This window comes from Serratia sp. CY83965 (assembly GCF_052166375.1).
Taxonomy (GTDB): Bacteria; Pseudomonadota; Gammaproteobacteria; order Enterobacterales; family Enterobacteriaceae; genus Serratia; species Serratia marcescens.
The window spans coordinates 401,286-419,205 of sequence record NZ_JBJNOV010000003.1; the positions used below are offsets into that span (position 1 = coordinate 401,286).

The following is a 17,920-nucleotide window of genomic DNA, read 5'->3' on the forward strand; positions in this document are numbered from 1 at the left end:
TTATCGTTGTTTTGCTGCATTTTGTGTTCCGCAGTCATGCGCTTGCCCTGTATTCGTTTAATAAACCTGAGTTTCTTTACCGGCGTTCTCGCCGGGTTGCCCGAGATCGCTCTGCGGGCGCTTCGCGGGGTTCACCACGGCGGAAATGGCGTTGAGCGCATTGCTCAGCACCTCGTCGTAAGGGGCTCTGGCGTCCAGCTCGATGATGCGCGAGCCGTTGTATTGCAGGCGCACCATGGCGGCGATCTTGTCTTTCAGCTCTTCGTAACTGTGATCGGGCTTGCGGGAAAAGGCCGTATCGACGTCGATATCAAGGCGAATGATCAGCGCCGGCCGATAGACGGCCATGCGTTGATATAAACGGCGTTCGCGCGCCGCCAGGCGGCTCAATAGCCACCCTTTTGCGCGTTCCACGCCGATGCCGGGCCCATCGTAGTAAAAACCTGAGATTTCCGCCTGCGGGTAGCGATCGCTTATCACCAGAACGCCGCTCTGCGCCAGCCGCCGCACCTTGCGCAGGTTGGATGCGCGCCACAGCGAAAAACCGTACATGATCAGCGCCGCCCACAGCGCCGGCGGCCTGTTGCTCATGCGCTGGGTTTTGTCGGATTTCGCCGCCAGGCGCCGTTCCAGCCACACGCCGATGAACGGCAACTTTTTGATTTTGTCGCCGTCTTCGCCGGAGATCAGCCCCAAATAGCGCCGCTCCGTGGGGCGATGTTGCTGCAGGTTTTTCACCAGGTCGGCGGTCAGCGTGGACTTGCCCGTGCCGTCGCTGCCCACCACGGCAATCAGCCCGGTGATGCAGGCGGGAGAGGTATCCTGTTCGGCGGTGAGTTTATTTTTTTTCATCTGTTTCGGTACGAAAAGGTTATTTGTCGGCTAGGCATTGGCGGCCCTCAGCGATATTTTAACGGCGCGCAGCGATGCGTCGAAAATACGGTCGGCGGGTTCGCGGCCGTCTAAATCCAATATGTTAGCGCCGTTAAACGTCAGGTGCGGGATGACGGCGATCTTTTCACGCAACGCCGCCAGCGAGTGATCGGGTTTGCGTGAATAGGCCGTTTGTTCGTCAATATCCAGCCGAATTAATAATAAGGGCTGATAAGACGCCATCCATTGGTACAGGTTTTGTTCGCGCTTTCTCAACCAGCGGATCCAGCGATTGCCGCCGGCGGTTTTCGCCAACTGCGGGCCATCGAAACGAAACCCCGCCACTTCGGCCTGCGGATAACGATCGGTGATCAGTAATGCGCCGCTGCGGCTTTTCTTCAGCATGCGACGGAATTTATAAACGCGCCAATAGGAGAGTAAAAATATCACCAGCGCCGTGGCATTATCCGGCGGTGTGGAAGGGCGCTCATGCACGCGTTCCGATTTCTTCAGCAAATAACGCCCGAAGGGCGCGCCAATAATGGGCAGCGAACTGATCCATTCGCCGATGCGCCCGGAAGACTGGCCGAGATACAGCAGTTCGGCAGGTTCTTGTGCCGATAACGCGTTGACCAGGCTGGCGGCTAATGTGGATTTTCCCGAGCCGTCACAGCCGGTTATCGCTATTACGCGCACGGGCGAGCGATCAGATGAAGGTCTTATCTGCTGACTCACAATAATTGATCCAATGCGAAAAAAACTATTGTATTCCAATACGCCTTGGGTTCAAGATATTTATTGTGCTTTGCTGCGATAAAATAATGAGATCGGCATTCTTCTTCGTTATTTGAATTGATATTCATGGCGTTTGTTCTTGTTATTTTGTGCTAATTGTTCGTGCGTGGGCCGGTTTCGCTTTTTATGTTAATTTTCGGCATGGCTCACGGCGAAAAAAGAGCAGAGGTTTTCAATTTCCGCTTAATATTTTGTGCTTTTTGGCGCTGCGTATGGCAAATTTTTTTTCACGCAGCCGCCGCGGCAATGATAAGCGAACGTTCGCTTCAAATATGGCACGCCGTTTCTGGTGTATTGAAAGAGAGTCTTATTATGAGTGCAAAATTTCCGCCGCTGATTGCGGTTATCGGCAGCGACGGATCGGGTAAGTCCACCGTTTGTGAACATCTGATCGAGTATGTGAAACATTATGGCCCGGCGGTGCAGGTGCATCTGGGCAAACAGGCAGGCAACGTCGGGCGCGCGGCGGCGAAATTGCCGCTGCTCGGGCGCTCGGTGGGCAAGGCTATCGAGAGCAATACCAAAAAAGTCAAAACGAAAAAATCCCGGATTGGCCTGTTGCCGTCGGCGGTGATCATCGCTTTCGTGGGGCGGCGGCTGCTGCGTTTTCGCCGCATGCTGGCGTATCGCCGGCAAGGGTTCATCGTGTTGACCGACCGTTTTCCGCAGGCGCAGATCCCTGGCGCTTACGATGGCACGGTTTTTCCCGTCGACGTTGAAGGCAGCCGTTTCGTCCGTTGGCTGGCGGCGCGTGAGCGGGCGGCGTTTCAATGGATGGCGGGGCAAAAACCGGATCTGGTGCTCAAGCTGAATGTCAGTCTGGACGTGGCCTGTGCGCGCAAACCCGATCACCGCAAAGCGGCGCTGGAGAAGAAGATCGCCGTCACGCCTTTATTGACGTTCGAAGGCGCCGACATCGTGGATCTCGATGCCGATCGGCCGATCGAGGAGGTGCTTTCGGCGGCGGAAAAAGCCATCGCGGAATTTATGGCGGCGCAGGGGTATCGCTATTCGGCTGATGGGGTATCAACGGCTGCGCACTGAGGCGCGCATCGGTTCGGCAGGGCGGCGAGGCCATTTTCGGCACCGCCGCCGCGGCCGAGAGGGAAAGGCTTTATTTTTTCAGCGCCGCAAAGGCGCGCACGATGGCGTCGATTTCTTCATCACTGTGCGCGGCATTGACGCTGCAGCGCAGCAGGGTCACGCCCGCCGGCGCGGCCGGTGGCAGCACCAGGTTCACATAGACGCCGTGGGCGATCAGCTCGCGCCAGAAACGCAACCCTTCTTCCTTTGAACCGATCATGACCGGTACCACCGGGCTGATGCGCGGCCCCAGGGTATAGCCCAGCTCGGCGAGGCCGTGGTACAGACGGTGCGCATTGCTCCACAGTTTTTCCCGCAGCTCGGGATGGCGGGCGATTTTTTGCAGCGCCGTGCGCACCGAAGCGATGCTGGACGGCGACGGCGAAGCGGTAAAAATATACGGCCGGCTGCTGTAGCGCAGCACGTCCATCCCCTTGCCGCCGACGGCGAAACCGCCGATCGAAGCCAGGCTTTTGCTGAAGGTGCCCAGGATGATATCCACATCTTGCTCGACGCCCAGCGCTTCGGCCAGGCCGCGGCCGCGCTCGCCCATTACGCCGAAGGAGTGCGCTTCGTCCACCAGCAGATACCCGCCCAATCGCCGTTTGATGTCGACGATTTCCACCAGCGGGGCGACGTCGCCCAGCATGCTGTAGATGCCTTCCACGATAATGATCGCCTCGCGGGCGCGTTCGCCCAGGCGCACCATGCGGCGCTCCAGATCGGCGGCGTCATTGTGGCGGAAGCGAATAATTTCCGCGCCGCCGAGGGCGCAGGCGTCGTAAATGCTCGCGTGGCTGTCCGCGTCGATCAGCACCACGGCGCCCGGTCCCGCCAGCGTGCTGATAACGCCCAGGTTGGCGGTATAGCCGGTGGAGAACACGATGGCGTTTGGGCGATCGAAGAATTCCGCCAGCTCCCGTTCCAGCGTCAGGTGCGATCCGTAACTGCCGTTCGCCATGCGCGAGCCGGTGGTGCCGGTGCCGAGCGCGGCCAGAGCCGCCTGGCCGGCGGCGATCGCCTGCGCATCGAACGTCAGGCCAAGGTAATTATTGGTGCCGGCGAGGACAATCTTTTGAGCGCCGATGCGCCCCTGGGTGGCGGAATACACTTCGTCGATACAGGTGCCGAACGGATTCAGACCGGACGTTTGAAATTGTTCACGGTCATTGGCGAGCCGCGCAAACTTATCATACAGACCCATGGTTTTTCTCCAGATAAGGGCGCAGCGCGTCAAGCAGTTGCTCAGGCGTTCTGACATCAAGCAATATATTGATAGGAATGGAGATATCTAATTCATCTTCCAGCATCATCAGCAGATCCAAGACTCTGATGGATTCCAGGCCAAGATCATTGACGAGATCGCTATCAGGTTTTATTTCCACTCCGCCTTCGACGATACCTTGCAAACACGTCAGGATATAATCCATTACAGCATCGCGATTTAGCATAAGAACGTTGACACACCTCTACTTGGAATAATTAAAACAGCCCTTCACGCAGCGCGCGTTCCAAACTCACCTGTGGAAACCAATTAATCTGTTGCGACAGCGCCTGATTATTGGCGGACCAGTCGCGATGCGTTAATTCGCGTATTTTGCTGCGCGTCAGCATCGGCTCTTGTTTTACCAGGCGGTTCCACAACACGCTGATATCCGCCAGGGCTTTCAGCAGCGGCAGCGGAATGCCCACCAGGCGCACCGGCCCGTGACGCACGGCGGCGCCGATGTCCCGCAGGCGCAGCCAGTTATAGCCTTCGGCCACGCCGTCGCACAGTTCGTAAATATTCGGCTGCGCGGGTTCGGTCTGCACCCATTGGCTGACCGCCTTTGCCAAATCGCTCACGTGCAGAAAAGAGAGCCTGGCGTCAGGCGCGCCCAGCCGGGGCAGCACGCCGCGCAGCAGGCCGTTGAACAGCGGTTTCAGCTCTTTATCGCCGGGCCCGTAAACCGCCGTCGGGCGGAAAATCCCCAGCGCGATATCGCCCGTGGCGGCGATGAGTTGCTGCTCGGCGGCCTGTTTTGAATGGGCGTACCAGGACAGTGCCGGATGGCGGGCCGCCAGCGACGACATGAACAAGAAGCGATTGCAGCGGCCGTTCTGTTTGGCCGCCTGCATCAAATTCAGGCTGCCGGTGACGTTGCAGCGGGTGAACACCGCTTCCGCATGCCCGCGCACCTGGCCCGCACAGTGCACGACGCACTCCGCGCCGCGCACCAGTTCGGTGAGCGAGGGCCGATCTTCCAGCGCGCCGGGGATCCACTGCAGGTTGTCTACGGCGGCTTTTCCGGCTTGCCGCGTCAGGGCGCGCACGCTAAACCCTTGCGCCAGCAGTTCCTGGACGATATGCCGGCCGATAAAGCCGGTCGCGCCCGTCACTGCCACGGTGCCGCTCATTGCGCGAAACCGGCCAACTGCGGCATTTGCGGGTAGAGCGAAGCGCTCAGCCAGCGTTTCTTGGCCTCCGCGCGCGCGGGTTTGCCCGACGACGTGCGGGGAATGCTGTGCGGCGGCAGCAGCTCGATGTCCACCGCGATGCCGAACTCGCTTTGAATGCGCGCGCTCAGCGAATGCACGATTTGTTCACGGCGCTCTTCCGAACTGACTCGGCACTGGATCTGCAAAATGATCCTGGCCGCTTCGTCGTGTTCTTCGGTCACGAAGGCAATCGCATCGCCGGAACGGATTTCCGGTTCGGATTCCGCGACGTACTCAATATCCTGCGGCCAGATATTACGGCCGCGAATGATGATCAAATCCTTCTTGCGGCCGGTGACGTACAGATAGCCGTCCAGCAGATAGCCGAGATCGCCGGTGTCCATCCAGCCGGTCACCTGGATCTGCTGCTGGGATTCATCGTCGCAGAAATAGCCGTTCATCAGGCTGGGGCCGGATATCGTGATATGGCCGACCTGGCGCTCCGGCAGCGGTTGCCCGGTTTCGCTGCGGATCTCGATGCGATGGCCGGGCAGCGCACGGCCGCAGTTGACGAAGGTCGAGACGGCGCGGGTCTTCTTGCTCGGCGCGACCGCTTTACCCTCGTACTCCAAAATATCGCGGTCGACCGCGTTGGTTTGCGGGCCGGAGCAGGGGTCGGAAAAACTCACCGCCAGGGTGTTCTCGGCCAGGCCGTAGCACGGCATGAAGGCTTTGCTGTCGAAGTTGATGCTGCTGAAGTGTTCGCCAAACTGGGCGAGCAGCTCGGCCGGGATCGGCTCGGCGCCCACGCCCGCAACCCGCCAGCTGGAAAGATCCAGATCGGCCAGCTCTTTGGCGTTGCTGCGGCGCAGACACAGATCGTAGCCGAACGGCGGGGCGACGGACACCGTGCCGCGATTCTTGGCGATCAGTTTCAGCCACTGCATCGGGCGCATGGCGAAATCTTGCGTGCGCAGGTAGTCGACGGACAGCTGGGTCGCCACCGGCGTAAGCAGGAAACCGACCAGGCCCATATCGTGATAGAAGGGCAGCCACGAAACGCAGCGGTCGCCGGCGCGCAACTTGATCCCGTCGCGACTGATCGCGTTCAGGTTCGCCATGGCCGCCCGCTGGGTAATGATCACGCCGCGCGGAAAGCGGGTGCTGCCCGAGGTGTATTGGAGATAGGCGATATCGTCGGGCGAAGGCGCCGGCAACGCGATCTCCGGCTCTGGCAAGGCGTTAAAGTCCGCGTCGCTGAGGATGTGCATCGCCGACGTGTTTTCCGTGGCCGACGCGATGAGCGGCGTCCACTCTTCGCTGCTGACGATCGCCGCGGGGTTGCAGCTGGCGATCAGCCCTTTCAGTTTGGCGGTGTAGGAGTCGCGCTGACCAACGCCCATCGGGATCGCCAACGGCACCGCTACCAGGCCGGCATATTGGCAAGCGAAAAAGGCTTCGACGAAGCCCGGGCTGGTTTCGGCGATAAGCGCCACGCGATCGCCTTTCTTGAGCTTCAGGGACAATAAACGCCGCGCGCCCGCGATCGCTTTTTGCTGCAGCGTGCGATAGTCGAGAACGGTCACGAGTTGATTGCGACGGTCGTAAAAATTCATTCCCGTATTACCGAGCGCCGCGTAATCCAACGCGTCCACTAACGTGGGGAAGTCCGCATAGCGCATGGGAAGAGAATGAACGGAACTTGTTTCAGACATAGACAAACTTAGCCATAGATTAAAAATCACCAAAAGAGAGAGCACTCTTGGCGAGGTAATTGATATTTTACTATGAATAGGTTTTGAATAAGTTTGTTATTCAACCATCTTCATTCCGCGAACAGCGTATATTGCCGTGCTCGAGCGGCATGCCGGTTATTAACCGGGCAGAGCGTAAGTAGCCCGAGTCATCAGCCTTGAGCGGCACCCTGGCGAGATATGAGAGACTATTGTAATATCCGGACTTCGCCGTTCTTTAGTCTGCATCTGTCGGGCAGGAAATAACTGTCGGCTCATAGGTTATGACCTCATGCATGGCTATCTTGGAACTTAAACACTTCCTAAACAGTATGCCGCAAGAAATTCAAAAGTGAACGATTCATTTAAGGCTAATCTTAAAAATAGCATTAAGTGGTAAAAATGGCGGCGCACCTCCTGATTAAAGTCGGTACACTAAAAGCGGCGAGTTTCTTTTACCATAACAGCACGAAATAATAAAAGAGCACTATTAGCGTAGCCTGGCTGCGCCGCTTTCTGTTTCCTTTTTTTATCAATTATGGACATCACAGGGTGAATGTCAGGCAACACGTTGCTGATTCGCCGAGGGGGAATATTCGGTTTTTCTTATCAGTGAGCCGGAGGCAATACACAATTCAATAAAAGGGAACAGCATAAAAAATGCTAAAGGCGTTGTCGCGTGCTTATTTAATTATTTTATTAAAACGTAAGGCTATTTATGATCCGTATTGAGAAAGTTCTGGATAAACGCGAACTTAAAGAATTTATTGCTTTCCCCTCGCAACTGTTTCGCGATGATCCGAACTGGATTGAGCCGCTGCATGTCGAGCGCGAAGAGCACCTGTCAAAGAAGAATCCCGGGACCGACCATATTGAATGGCAGGCATGGGTGGCCAAAAAACAGGGCAAAGTGGTTGGACGCATCACTGCGCAAATCGATTCTCTGCACCGGGAGCTGCATGGTGAGGATACCGGCCATTTCGGCATGATTGACGCCGTTGACGATCCCGCCGTGTTCAGCACCTTATTCACGGTAGCGGAGGAGTGGCTGAGGTCGAAAGGCGCGCGTAAAATCACCGGGCCATTCAGCCTCAATATCAATCAGGAAAGCGGCCTGTTGGTCGAAGGGTTCGATACCCCGCCTTCCGCCCTGATGACGCACGCGAAACCTTACTACGCGGCCCAGATAGCGCAGCAGGGCTACAGTGAAGGGATTGATTTGCTGGCCTATTGGATGAAAAGAACCGACCTGCATTTTTCGCCGTCGTTAACCCGGATGATGGATCAGGTGCGTAAAAAGGTGACCGTCCGCCGTCTCAATCGCAAGCGCTTTCGCGAGGAGATGCAGGTGCTGCGCGAGGTGTTCAACTCCGGGTGGCAACATAACTGGGGGTTTGTCCCGTTCACCGAGCACGAGTTCGCCACCATGGGGGATCAGCTGAAGTTCCTGGTGCCCGACGATATGATCCATATCGCCGAGGTGGATGGCGCCCCCTGCGCCTTTATCGTCGGTCTGCCGAACATTAACGAAGCGATTGCCGATCTGCAGGGGCGTTTATTGCCGTTCGGCTGGGCGAAGCTATTGTGGCGCCTGAAAGTCAGCGGCGTGCGCACCGCGCGCGTGCCGTTGATGGGCGTACGCCAGGAATATCAATTCAGCCGCATCGGGCCCATTATTGCGCTGCTGCTGATTGAGGCGCTGCGCGAGCCTTTCGCGAAGCGCAATATCGACGCGCTGGAAATGTCGTGGATCCTGGAAACCAATACCGGCATGCGGACGATTTTAGAACGCATCGGCGCGGTGCCGTACAAGCGTTACCGCTTGTACGAGAAAACGCTTTAAGCGGCTGATATCGCGTCCTCTTTTTACGCTCCCAGAATAATAACCGCGCCAGGGCATTTTCGGGCGGTGCCGTTTCAGGAGCAGGGTGACGGCGAGTGAGCGAATGCATCGTCTCCGGAAAGAGAACGGTTAAGGTTTTTAATTAATAAACTCAAGATAAATTCACGCTGCGTGATTTATTTGTGAGTGACTGTCGCAGTTTTGACGAGAGCTGATTGTATGCCTGTGGAAAAGAAAAAAGGAATAAGCCGATTAACCTACAGCATTAGGAATTCCTGGGCCGGGTTTATTGATGCCGTGCTTACCGAAGATGCGTTCCGCCAATTATTGGTTATTAATGCTATCTTACTGGTTGTTACATTTGGTTTAGATATTACAAATATAGAAAGGCTGTTATTAATCACCTGCAGTTTTCTGCTATTGGTGGTTGAGCTGCTTAATACGGCGATTGAAACCGTGGTCGATCGCATTTCGCTGGAATTACATCCGTTATCCAAACGCGCCAAAGATTTGGGTGGCGCAGCGCAGCTGGTTGCCGTGGTGATGACTATCATTATTTGGGGAATGGTGCTGCTGGGGCGATAGGGGCTTTGGTGGCTCAACCAGCAAGCCGGTGAGCGTGGCGATATAAGCGGTTATCATCGTTGGTTTGCGTTTTATGCCATTTCAGCAAGGAGAGTTGGCCGTTATGCCCGTAAATTTTGATCTCAACGATCTCTATGCGTTTCGCGCGCTGGTGGAGTACGGCAATTTTCGGCTGGCCGCAGAGTCTATCTGCCTGTCGCAGTCGGCATTGAGCCGCAGGATTGAGAAACTGGAAAACGCGCTGGGCATCAAACTGTTCGATCGCACCACCCGGCGCGTGACCTTGACGCTGTACGGGCAGGCCTTTGCCGAACGTTCGGAGCAGTTGCTGATGAACGTCGAAGCGGTGATGGCCGATATCGATAAGGTCAGCCAAGAACGGGTGGGGCTGGTTACCGTCGCCACGGTGCCCTCGGCGGCCTACTATTTCATGCCCGACGTGATACGCCGTTTCCGGCTGCGCTATCCGCGCGTGCGCGTCAAGCTGATCGACGGCAGCGCAGGCAATGTGATTGAGGCGGTCACCGGCGGCCAGGCCGATTTCGGCATCTGCTTTGCCGGGCGGTTGCAGCCTAATCTTGAATTTGTGCCGCTGGTGGGGGACGTCTACGTGGCCGCCTGCCGACGTGACCATCCGCTCGCCGGTAAAAAGAGCCTCACCTGGCGGGAATTTTATCAGCAGGATTACGTCTCGCTGGATAAAACCTCCGGCAATCGCAATCTGCTCGATCAGCGCCTGGAACACCTCGTGCCGGAACGCTCCAGCGTGTGTGAAACTCGCCATGTGACAACCATGCTGGGCATGGTTGAGGCGGGCATCGGCATTGCCGCCGTGCCCGCCATGTCGATGCCCGCTTCAGAACATTCGGTGTTGACGTCGGTGTCGCTGGTTGATCCGGTGGTGAAACGCACCGTCGGTCTGATCCGGCGCCGCGGCCGCATGCAGTCTTTTGTCGCCGCCGAGCTGGAAAAGCTGATTACTGAACAGTATCACTCTGCCTGACTGGCTGCTGCGCCGGCACGGTTCGCATGCCGGTCGCGCGAATGGTCGGCTGCGCCTGAGAGGAGGCGAGGAAGTTCAGCAGCGCTTTGCCTTCGCGGCGGTGCTCCGCCTTAGCGGTCACCGCGCCGGCGAAGCGGGTGATGTACTGCACGTTTTCCGGCAGCTCGCCGATAAAGGTGACGCCCGCCACGGGCAGCAATTCGCTGACCTGCTGGAAGCCCAGCGCGTATTTCCCTTGCGCCACTTCAGAGGCCACCGGGATGCGCTCAACCTTATGCGCCTTTCCTTTCACCTGTTCCTCGATGCCGAGCTTTTTGAACAGTTGGCCGCTGACGTAGCGGCCGCTGGCGCTGTCGGAATAGGCGAAAGAGTCAGCTTGCAGCAAGACATTGCGCAGCTCGGCATCCGTTTTTATCGCCGGTTTGGGCGCGCCCTGTTTCACCACCATGCCGATCGGCGAGTCGGCCAGCTCCACGCGCGAACCCGGCTGGATCCAGCCGCCTTTGTCCAGTTGGGCCAGCGCGTCGCCCACCATGATTACCACATCGGCTTGCTCTCCACGCGCCAGCCGCGCGGGGATCGCCTGCGGCGTTTTACCCATCGAGGGGCCGGACACCAGAATGATTTTGTCGCCGCTTTGGGCTTCATATTCCGGAGCCAGTTTTTCCAGCGCGGCTTTGAAGCCGCCGGAGATCATCACGGTCACGTCTTTGGCCAGCGCCGCCGTACTGCAGGAGGCGCACACCAGCGCGGCGAGGATCGAACGAGTGAGTTTCTGCATGACATGATTCCCTGTTGCGATTGCGGGTTAGCGTGCGGTTTGCAGCGGCATGGCGATACGGCGATACAGATACAGCGTCGCCAGCAAGGCGCACAGCGCGGCGAAGCTCATCCAATAGCCCGGTGAAGCCTTATCGCCGGTGTATTCGATCAGGGCGGTGGAGATCACCGGCGTAAAGCCGCCGAACACCGCCGTCGCCAGGCTGTAGGCCAGCGAGAACCCGGCCACCCGCACTTCCGTTGGCATGATCTCCGTCAGGGCCGGGATCATGGCGCCGTTATAGAGGCCGTAAATGAAGGACAGCCACAGCAGCACGGCCAGCATCATGCCGAAGCTGGGGGCGGCGGCGAGCAGGCTCAGCGCCGGGTAGGCGGTGGCCAGCGTCAGCAGCGTCATGGCGACCAGCACCGGTTTGCGGCCGAAGCGGTCCGACAGCGCGCCGCCGATGGGCAGCCAGATGAAGTTGGAGATCGCCACCAGCAGGGTGACCAGCAAGCTGTCGGAAGCGCTGAGCAGCAGCACCTTTTTGCCGAAGGTCGGCGCATAGACGGTGATCAGATAAAACGCGGTGGTGGTCATGGCGACCATCAGCATGCCGGCGATCACCACCGGCCAATTTTTCAGCAGGGTTTTAAACACGTCGCGCATCGCCAGGTGGTGACGGCGGGCGGTAAACTCCTGCGTTTCTTCCAGCTTGCGGCGCAGGAGGAAGATGAAGGGAACGATCAGGCAGCCGAACAGGAAAGGAATGCGCCAACCCCATTCGCGAATGGCGCTTTCTTCCAGCGCCGCATTGAGCGCGAAGCCCATGGCCGCCGCCACCATAATCGCCACCTGCTGGCTGCCGGACTGCCAACTGGTGTAGAAGCCTTTACGGCCCGGCGTGGCGATTTCGGCCAGATAGACGGACACGCCGCCCAGCTCCGCACCCGCCGAGAAGCCTTGCAACAGGCGCCCGCACAGCACCAGCAGCGGCGCCCAAAGCCCGATGCTGTGGTAAGAGGGGATCAGCACAATCAGGAAGGTGCCCGCGGCCATGATCGACAGGGTCACGATCAGCCCTTTGCGGCGGCCGACTTTATCGATGTAAGCGCCCAGCACGATGGCGCCGATCGGGCGCATCAAAAAGCCCGCGCCGAACACCGCAAAGGTCATCATCAGTGAGGCGAACTCGCTGCTGGCCGGAAAAAAGGTGTGTGCGATGTAGGTGGCGTAAAAGCCGAACAGGAAAAAATCGAACTGCTCTAAAAAGTTGCCGGAGGTGACGCGCAATATCGCGCCGGCTCTGGCCCGGGGAGTCATGGGTGAGGTAGAGGAATGCATCTTTATCTCCAGTTTGTTATTGGCGCCTGACGCCGCGCCTGTTGCTGAAGACTCGCTCAGGAAAATAAAGTAAATAAGCGCAATAAACGCATGGCGCGATGCGTTTGGCGCATCAATCGGCGTTAACAATGTTGCCTAACCCGATGTAACGTGGCGTTAACAAGTTTGCCGCTCATCGCCCGCTGCGTAGAACGTCGAAAACGTTATGCGCTTTTTGTGACAGGGTTCATAAAGGGGCGGCGGGGAAACGTTCCGTGCCTCTGAACGATTGTTCGATACCGCGCGTAAAAAGCTGAATGCCTCGCACTGCGTTTGCAAAATGCGTGGATGTACGTTCAGCCTTGCAGTATCCACGCATGCCTTTGCATGCTATCCCAGCGCCTCTCTGCTATAGCTTTACATCTATATAGTTACTGATCTATATTTTAGGGAGGTCCCGTGTGGGAAATTAAAACAACGGATGCATTTGATCATTGGTTCAGATCACTCAGCGATGCCGATCGGGCCGGCGTACTTGCCGCATTGATGGTCCTGCGGGAAAAGGGGCCGGGGCTGCCCAGACCCTATGCCGATACGGTTAAAGGCTCACGTTACAGCAATATGAAAGAGTTGCGCATTCAGTGCCGAGGCGAACCGTTGCGGGCATTCTTCGCTTTCGATCCGTACCGTATTGGCATTGTGCTTTGCGCGGGCAATAAAGCCGGTAATGAAAAGCGTTTTTACGATGGGATGATCCAGGTTGCCGATCGGGAATTCACGAACTGGCTGAACACATTAAACGAGAAGGAGTGACGCGATGGGCAGAACGTTGGAACAGCTTATTGCGGATGAAAAGCCCGAGGTCGTGGCCAAAGCGCAGGCGCTGGCGGCGGACATCATGCTGAACATTCACCTTGCCGAGCTGCGTGAAAAAGTACAGAAAACGCAGGTTGAAATGGCGCAGGCGCTGGGGATCAGGCAGCCGACCGTTGCCGTGATGGAAAAACCTGGCCGCGATCTGAAACTGTCTTCGCTTAAACGCTATGTTGAGGCGGCCGGCGGCAAACTGCGCCTGGACATTGAACTGCCGGACGGCTCTCACTACGAGTTTGTGCTGTAAGCGCTAACGGCAGAAAGGCACAAAGCACGCTCAGATTCCCCGGTGCGGGCTTTGTGCTTTGACACAAGCAGGCGGCCGTGAAAGCAACGAGGCTCAAGACGGGCAGGCTGTCTGAGCGCTTTCGTTTGGGCCGGATAGCGTTAAACAAGCCACCCGCACTCCCTTCGCGATGTCTTGCTTGCCCGGAGCCGTCTCCTTGCCTTTTAGCTGAAACGATACAAATTATGTTGATAAATAGCTCATTTCTCATGCAAGAACTCAATATATTTCATTAAAACTGGGATGAAATTCGTATTTCTATCGCACTATTTCTTCAAATACTCACCCGGTGAAGCTCATCACATTTCTTTAACCTGCTTAACAGTAGATTTTCCCTTGTTTATAAAAAATCGATTCAGCTAAAGGGGAAGGGAAATGAAAAAGACATGGGTGATGGCGGTGTTTTCGGCCCTGATTTCAGGGCAGGCGGCGGCGCAGAGTTGGGTGCTGACCAGCGCTGAAGATGGCGTGGAGAAAGGAAACTGGAAGATTTCGAGCGAGGCGCTGAAGATTAAGGATAAAACGTTCAGCATTGAGCAGAAGGTATTGCACGGCGGTAAGCAAGAAGGCAGCAAAGTCGTGATTATCCGCAGCGAGGATGGCCTGACCATCACGCTGAGTCCCACCCGCGGCATGAACCTCCTGCGGGCAGAAGGATTTGGCGCGAAAATGGGATGGGATTCCCCGGTCAAAGAGGTGGTCAACCCCGCCTTTATCAACCTGGAAAGCCGCAATGGGCTCGGCTGGCTGGAAGGTTTCAATGAGATGATGGTGCGTTGTGGCTATGAGTGGACCGGTCATCCAGTGACCGAAGGAGGGCAAATTTACACGTTGCACGGCAAAGCGGGCAATACGCCGGCCTCGCGGGTTGAGGTTGAGGTCGCGGATACGGCGCCGTATGAAATTCGTGTTCGCGGCCTGATCAAAGAGAGCACATTCAAAAAAGCCGATCTGCAAACCCTGACCGAATTGCGCTATGTGCCCGGCAGCAACAGTTTCCGCCTGCATGATGTGTTAACCAACCGGGCGGATTATCCCCATGACTACCAGATTATTTATCACAGCAATTTCGGCGCGCCGATTCTGGAAAATGGCGCCCGCTTCCTGGCGCCGATGGCCAGCATTAGTCCGTTTAACGACTATGCCAAAGCCGGGCTGAAGACCTGGGGAACCTATGCCGGTCCAACCAAAGGGTTCGATGAAATGGTCTTTAACATTAAGCCATTATCGGATCCGAATCATCAGACACTGGCGGCGCTGGTCAATAACGCGGGCGACAAAGGGGTGGCGATTCAGTTCGATACCCGCCAGTTGCCCGTCCTGACGCTGTGGAAGAATACCGATACGTTAAAACAGGGGTATGTAACGGGGATTGAGCCGGGCACCAGCTATGCCTACCCGGTCACTGTCGAGCGCGAACAAAAACGCGTTAAGCAGTTGCAGCCTGGCGCCAGTGCGCAGTTTGATCTGACCTATACCTTGCTGCACAGCAAAGCGCAGGTAGCGGGTCTGGCGCAGAAGATTGCGGATATTCAGGGCAAGGTAAAAATTGATGAGAATGACGCGCCGATAGCCACAGAGTAACGCTGCCTGTCGATGCATTTAGCGTTAAAGCAAAAAGCCCGCTTAAGTTTCCTTAAGCGGGCTTCTCTAAATATGGCTCCTCTGACTGGACTCGAACCAGTGACATACGGATTAACAGTCCGCCGTTCTACCGACTGAACTACAGAGGAATCGTGTGAACGGGGCGAATAATAGCGGGGCGCCTGGGGTTTGTCAAAGCGCTAAACTGCAAAAAAAGCGCGTTTGCTGAGGGAATGAGCACCTTGCGCTGTTTTTCGGCATTTTCCATCGCGATGCGTTGATTTTTGCATCCCAAATCGTTTTGACGCCGCTTGCACACGCCTTTGCACGGCGATGGTGCAGGGTCACTCTCGCTATCCTGCACCTTCCCATCTTGGCCGTACGGCTCAGCCCCTGTTATCCCCGCCACACGCCGCGCCGCAACTGATATGTAGGATGAATAAGCAAACAATATGTATTCGTCGTCACAATGGCTGGATTTTTGCTTACCCATTTTTGGGGAATGCGACTGCGCTCTCAAGAAAATTATTTTCCCCGTCTACACATAAAGTGACTGATCCGCGCCCCAGGGCGTTTCGCTACAACAGTGCTGAGGAAGATAACAATGTCATCGAAATTGATAAAAAGTCCGCTCGCTGCTTTGCTCATCGGTTGTTTAGGTACGGCGTTTTCCGCGCAGGCCGATATCGTCATCGGCGTCGCCGGGCCGTTCTCCGGGCCGAACGCCACTTACGGCGATCAGTATTGGCGCGGGGCTTCGCAGGCGGCGGCGGACATCAACGCCGCCGGCGGCATCAAAGGGGAAAAAATCAAACTGGTGCAGGGGGATGACGCCTGCGAACCGAAACAGGCGGTCGCGGTCGCCAACCGGCTGGTGGATCAGGACAAGGTCTCGGCGGTGGTCGGCCACTTCTGTTCCTCATCCACCATGCCCGCCTCCGAGGTGTATGACGAGGCCGGCATCATCGCCATTACCCCCGGCTCCACCAACCCGCAGATCACCGAGCGCGGCATGAAGACCATGTTCCGCATGTGCGGGCGCGACGATCAGCAGGGCGTCATCGCCACCAACTACATGCTGGATACCCTGAAGGCCAAACGCATCGCGGTGATCCACGATAAAGACACCTACGGCCAGGGGCTGGCGGACGCCGCCAAGGCGGCGATGAACAAGCGCGGGGTTAAAGAGGTGCTGTATGAGGGGCTGTCGCGCGGCGAGAAAGACTTCAACGCGCTGGTGACCAAGATCGCCTCGGTCAAACCTGACGTGGTTTACTTCGGCGGCTGCCATCCGGAAGCCGGGCCGCTGGTGCGCCAGATGCGCGAGCAGGGCGTGACCTCCAAGTTCTTCTCCGGCGACTGCGTGGTGACCGAAGAGCTGGTGACCGCCGCCGGCGGGCCGCAGTACACCAACGGCGTGCTGATGACCTTCGGCAACGATCCGCGCCAGATCGCGGAAGGCAAGGCGGTGATCGCCAAGTTCCGCGCCAGCGGCTTTGAGCCGGAAGGCTACACCCTTTACTCCTACGCTTCGATCCAGGCGATCGCCGCCGCCTTCAACGCCACCGGCGGCAAAGACAGCGCCAAGGCCGCCGAATGGCTGAAGTCGCACGACGTGGACACCGTGATGGGCAAAAAAGCCTGGGATCAGAAGGGCGATCTGAAGGTCTCGGACTACGTGGTCTATCAATGGGATGACAAGGGCAAATATCACCAGCTGTAAACGGCCGAACCGTGAAGTTATGACCCTATGACCGACGGGCCGCCGCCCTGGCGCGCCCGTTCCGCGACTACCTTTGGCCGCGTCGGACTGCGTTGGCGGCCTTACCAGGCGAGACTGCTCATTATGGATGTATTCTTTCTGCAACAGCTGATCAACGGCCTGACCCTCGGCGCGGTGTATGGCCTGATCGCCATCGGCTACACCATGGTTTACGGCATCATCGGCATGATCAACTTCGCCCACGGCGAGGTGTACATGATCTCCGCCTACCTGTGCGCCATCGGTCTGGCGCTGCTGTCGTTCTTCGGGCTGCACTCGTTCCCGCTGCTGATCCTCGGCACGCTGGTATTCACCATCGTCATCACCGGGGTGTACGGCTGGGTGATCGAGCGCATCGCCTACAGGCCGCTGCGCAACTCCACCCGCCTGGCGCCGCTGATCTCCGCCATCGGCATGTCGTTAATCCTGCAAAACTATGCGCAGATCAGCCAGGGGCCGCGCCAGCAGGGCATCCCGACGCTGCTGAGCGGCGTGTTCCGCCTGGAGTTCGACGGCGGCGTGGTGCAAATCACCTACACCAAGGTGTTCATTTTGGTGGCGTCGCTGCTCGGCATGGCGATCCTCACCTACATCATTCAGCGCACCCGGCTGGGGCGCATCTGCCGCGCCACCCAGCAGGATCGCAAAATGGCCTCGATTCTCGGCATCAATACCGATCGGGTGATCTCGCTGGTGTTCGTGATCGGCGCCGCCATGGCCGGGCTGGCCGGGGTGCTGATCACCATGAACTACGGCACCTTCGATTTTTACGTCGGCTTTATCATCGGCATCAAGGCCTTCACCGCCGCGGTGCTGGGCGGCATCGGTTCGCTGCCGGGCGCGATGCTCGGCGGGCTGCTGCTCGGGGTCGCGGAGGCGCAGTTCGCCGGCATGGTGAATTCGGATTACAAGGACGTGTTCTCCTTCGGGTTGCTGGTGGCGATCCTGATCTTCCGCCCGCAGGGCCTGCTCGGCCGGCCGCTGGTCGCCAAGGTTTAA

Annotated in this window: 17 protein-coding genes and 1 tRNA gene; 9 read left to right on the plus strand and 9 right to left on the minus strand. The window is 57.5% G+C overall.

What is annotated here, in order from left to right:
- Positions 1–57 precede the first annotated feature (57 nt).
- Both ACJ8PL_RS09875 and ACJ8PL_RS09880 read right to left on the minus strand, forming a co-directional pair.
- A complete protein-coding gene (locus ACJ8PL_RS09875) occupies positions 58–852 on the minus strand; it encodes a hypothetical protein (protein WP_049298861.1) in 795 nt (264 codons plus the stop codon).
- Between the two features lie 30 nt (positions 853–882).
- Entirely contained in the window at positions 883–1,608 is a 726-nt protein-coding gene (locus ACJ8PL_RS09880) for a lipoprotein (RefSeq protein ID WP_033632594.1), read from the minus strand.
- A 372-nt stretch (positions 1,609–1,980) separates the two neighbouring features.
- On the opposite strand from ACJ8PL_RS09880, the gene ACJ8PL_RS09885 reads away from it, so the two are divergent.
- Positions 1,981–2,712: an ATP-binding protein gene (locus tag ACJ8PL_RS09885; RefSeq protein WP_015378484.1), complete on the plus strand. Its 732-nt coding sequence runs from the start codon at positions 1,981–1,983 to the stop codon at positions 2,710–2,712.
- Positions 2,713–2,782: 70 nt separating this feature from the next.
- Here the strand turns inward: ACJ8PL_RS09885 and spt are convergent, their stop codons facing one another.
- Genes spt through ACJ8PL_RS09905 form a run of 4 tightly spaced genes read right to left on the minus strand, consistent with a single transcriptional unit; the run spans position 2,783 to position 6,884 of the window.
- Positions 2,783–3,955 (minus strand): serine palmitoyltransferase, encoded by a 1,173-nt coding sequence (gene spt, locus ACJ8PL_RS09890; RefSeq protein ID WP_442531137.1) that lies wholly within the window; start codon positions 3,953–3,955, stop codon positions 2,783–2,785.
- The gene (locus ACJ8PL_RS09895) at positions 3,942–4,202 is read right to left on the minus strand and encodes an acyl carrier protein (protein WP_016927028.1); all 261 of its coding nucleotides are present in this window, start codon (positions 4,200–4,202) and stop codon (positions 3,942–3,944) included. The genes spt and ACJ8PL_RS09895 overlap by 14 nt, the downstream gene beginning before the upstream one ends.
- 31 nt (positions 4,203–4,233) lie before the next feature.
- Positions 4,234–5,148 carry an NAD-dependent epimerase/dehydratase family protein gene (locus ACJ8PL_RS09900; RefSeq protein ID WP_016927029.1) on the minus strand — a complete coding sequence of 305 codons (915 nt, stop codon included), beginning with the start codon at positions 5,146–5,148 and terminating at the stop codon, positions 4,234–4,236.
- Positions 5,145–6,884, minus strand: coding sequence for a fatty acyl-AMP ligase (locus ACJ8PL_RS09905; protein WP_239442222.1), 1,740 nt, complete (start codon positions 6,882–6,884; stop codon positions 5,145–5,147). The genes ACJ8PL_RS09900 and ACJ8PL_RS09905 overlap by 4 nt, the downstream gene beginning before the upstream one ends.
- 736 nt (positions 6,885–7,620) lie before the next feature.
- Here ACJ8PL_RS09905 and ACJ8PL_RS09910 point away from each other — a divergent pair.
- The 3 genes from ACJ8PL_RS09910 to ACJ8PL_RS09920 all read left to right on the plus strand — a co-directional run bounded on the left by ACJ8PL_RS09910 (position 7,621) and on the right by ACJ8PL_RS09920 (position 10,333).
- On the plus strand, positions 7,621–8,745 hold the full coding sequence (locus tag ACJ8PL_RS09910) for a hypothetical protein (protein WP_016927031.1): 1,125 nt from the start codon (positions 7,621–7,623) through the stop codon (positions 8,743–8,745).
- 219 nt (positions 8,746–8,964) lie between these two features.
- A complete protein-coding gene (locus ACJ8PL_RS09915) occupies positions 8,965–9,330 on the plus strand; it encodes a diacylglycerol kinase (protein ID WP_004935528.1) in 366 nt (121 codons plus the stop codon).
- Positions 9,331–9,433: 103 nt separating this feature from the next.
- On the plus strand, positions 9,434–10,333 hold the full coding sequence (locus tag ACJ8PL_RS09920) for a LysR family transcriptional regulator (RefSeq protein WP_016927033.1): 900 nt from the start codon (positions 9,434–9,436) through the stop codon (positions 10,331–10,333).
- Here the strand turns inward: ACJ8PL_RS09920 and ACJ8PL_RS09925 are convergent.
- Both ACJ8PL_RS09925 and ACJ8PL_RS09930 read right to left on the minus strand, forming a co-directional pair.
- Positions 10,308–11,114 (minus strand): substrate-binding domain-containing protein, encoded by an 807-nt coding sequence (locus ACJ8PL_RS09925; protein WP_048796852.1) that lies wholly within the window; start codon positions 11,112–11,114, stop codon positions 10,308–10,310. The two genes, ACJ8PL_RS09920 and ACJ8PL_RS09925, sit on opposite strands and share 26 nt — an antisense overlap.
- 27 nt (positions 11,115–11,141) lie before the next feature.
- Positions 11,142–12,437 (minus strand): MFS transporter, encoded by a 1,296-nt coding sequence (locus tag ACJ8PL_RS09930; RefSeq protein WP_028127724.1) that lies wholly within the window; start codon positions 12,435–12,437, stop codon positions 11,142–11,144.
- A gap of 438 nt (positions 12,438–12,875) precedes the next feature.
- Here ACJ8PL_RS09930 and ACJ8PL_RS09935 point away from each other — a divergent pair, with 438 nt between their 5' ends.
- The 3 genes from ACJ8PL_RS09935 (at position 12,876) to ACJ8PL_RS09945 (ending at position 15,159) form a co-directional block, all read left to right on the plus strand.
- Positions 12,876–13,229 carry a type II toxin-antitoxin system RelE/ParE family toxin gene (locus ACJ8PL_RS09935; protein WP_016927037.1) on the plus strand — a complete coding sequence of 118 codons (354 nt, stop codon included), beginning with the start codon at positions 12,876–12,878 and terminating at the stop codon, positions 13,227–13,229.
- 4 nt (positions 13,230–13,233) lie between these two features.
- The gene (locus tag ACJ8PL_RS09940) at positions 13,234–13,536 is read left to right on the plus strand and encodes an XRE family transcriptional regulator (RefSeq protein WP_016927038.1); all 303 of its coding nucleotides are present in this window, start codon (positions 13,234–13,236) and stop codon (positions 13,534–13,536) included.
- Positions 13,537–13,950: 414 nt separating this feature from the next.
- On the plus strand, positions 13,951–15,159 hold the full coding sequence (locus ACJ8PL_RS09945) for an aldose 1-epimerase family protein (protein ID WP_079449935.1): 1,209 nt from the start codon (positions 13,951–13,953) through the stop codon (positions 15,157–15,159).
- A 73-nt stretch (positions 15,160–15,232) separates the two neighbouring features.
- On the opposite strand, the gene ACJ8PL_RS09950 is transcribed toward ACJ8PL_RS09945, so the two are convergent.
- Positions 15,233–15,308 (minus strand) — tRNA-Asn (locus ACJ8PL_RS09950).
- A 455-nt stretch (positions 15,309–15,763) separates the two neighbouring features.
- Here ACJ8PL_RS09950 and ACJ8PL_RS09955 point away from each other — a divergent pair.
- Together ACJ8PL_RS09955 and ACJ8PL_RS09960 are read left to right on the plus strand one after the other, a co-directional pair.
- On the plus strand, positions 15,764–16,882 hold the full coding sequence (locus ACJ8PL_RS09955; RefSeq protein ID WP_116403503.1) for a branched-chain amino acid ABC transporter substrate-binding protein: 1,119 nt from the start codon (positions 15,764–15,766) through the stop codon (positions 16,880–16,882).
- A gap of 123 nt (positions 16,883–17,005) precedes the next feature.
- Entirely contained in the window at positions 17,006–17,920 is a 915-nt protein-coding gene (locus tag ACJ8PL_RS09960; protein WP_016927041.1) for an ABC transporter permease subunit, read from the plus strand.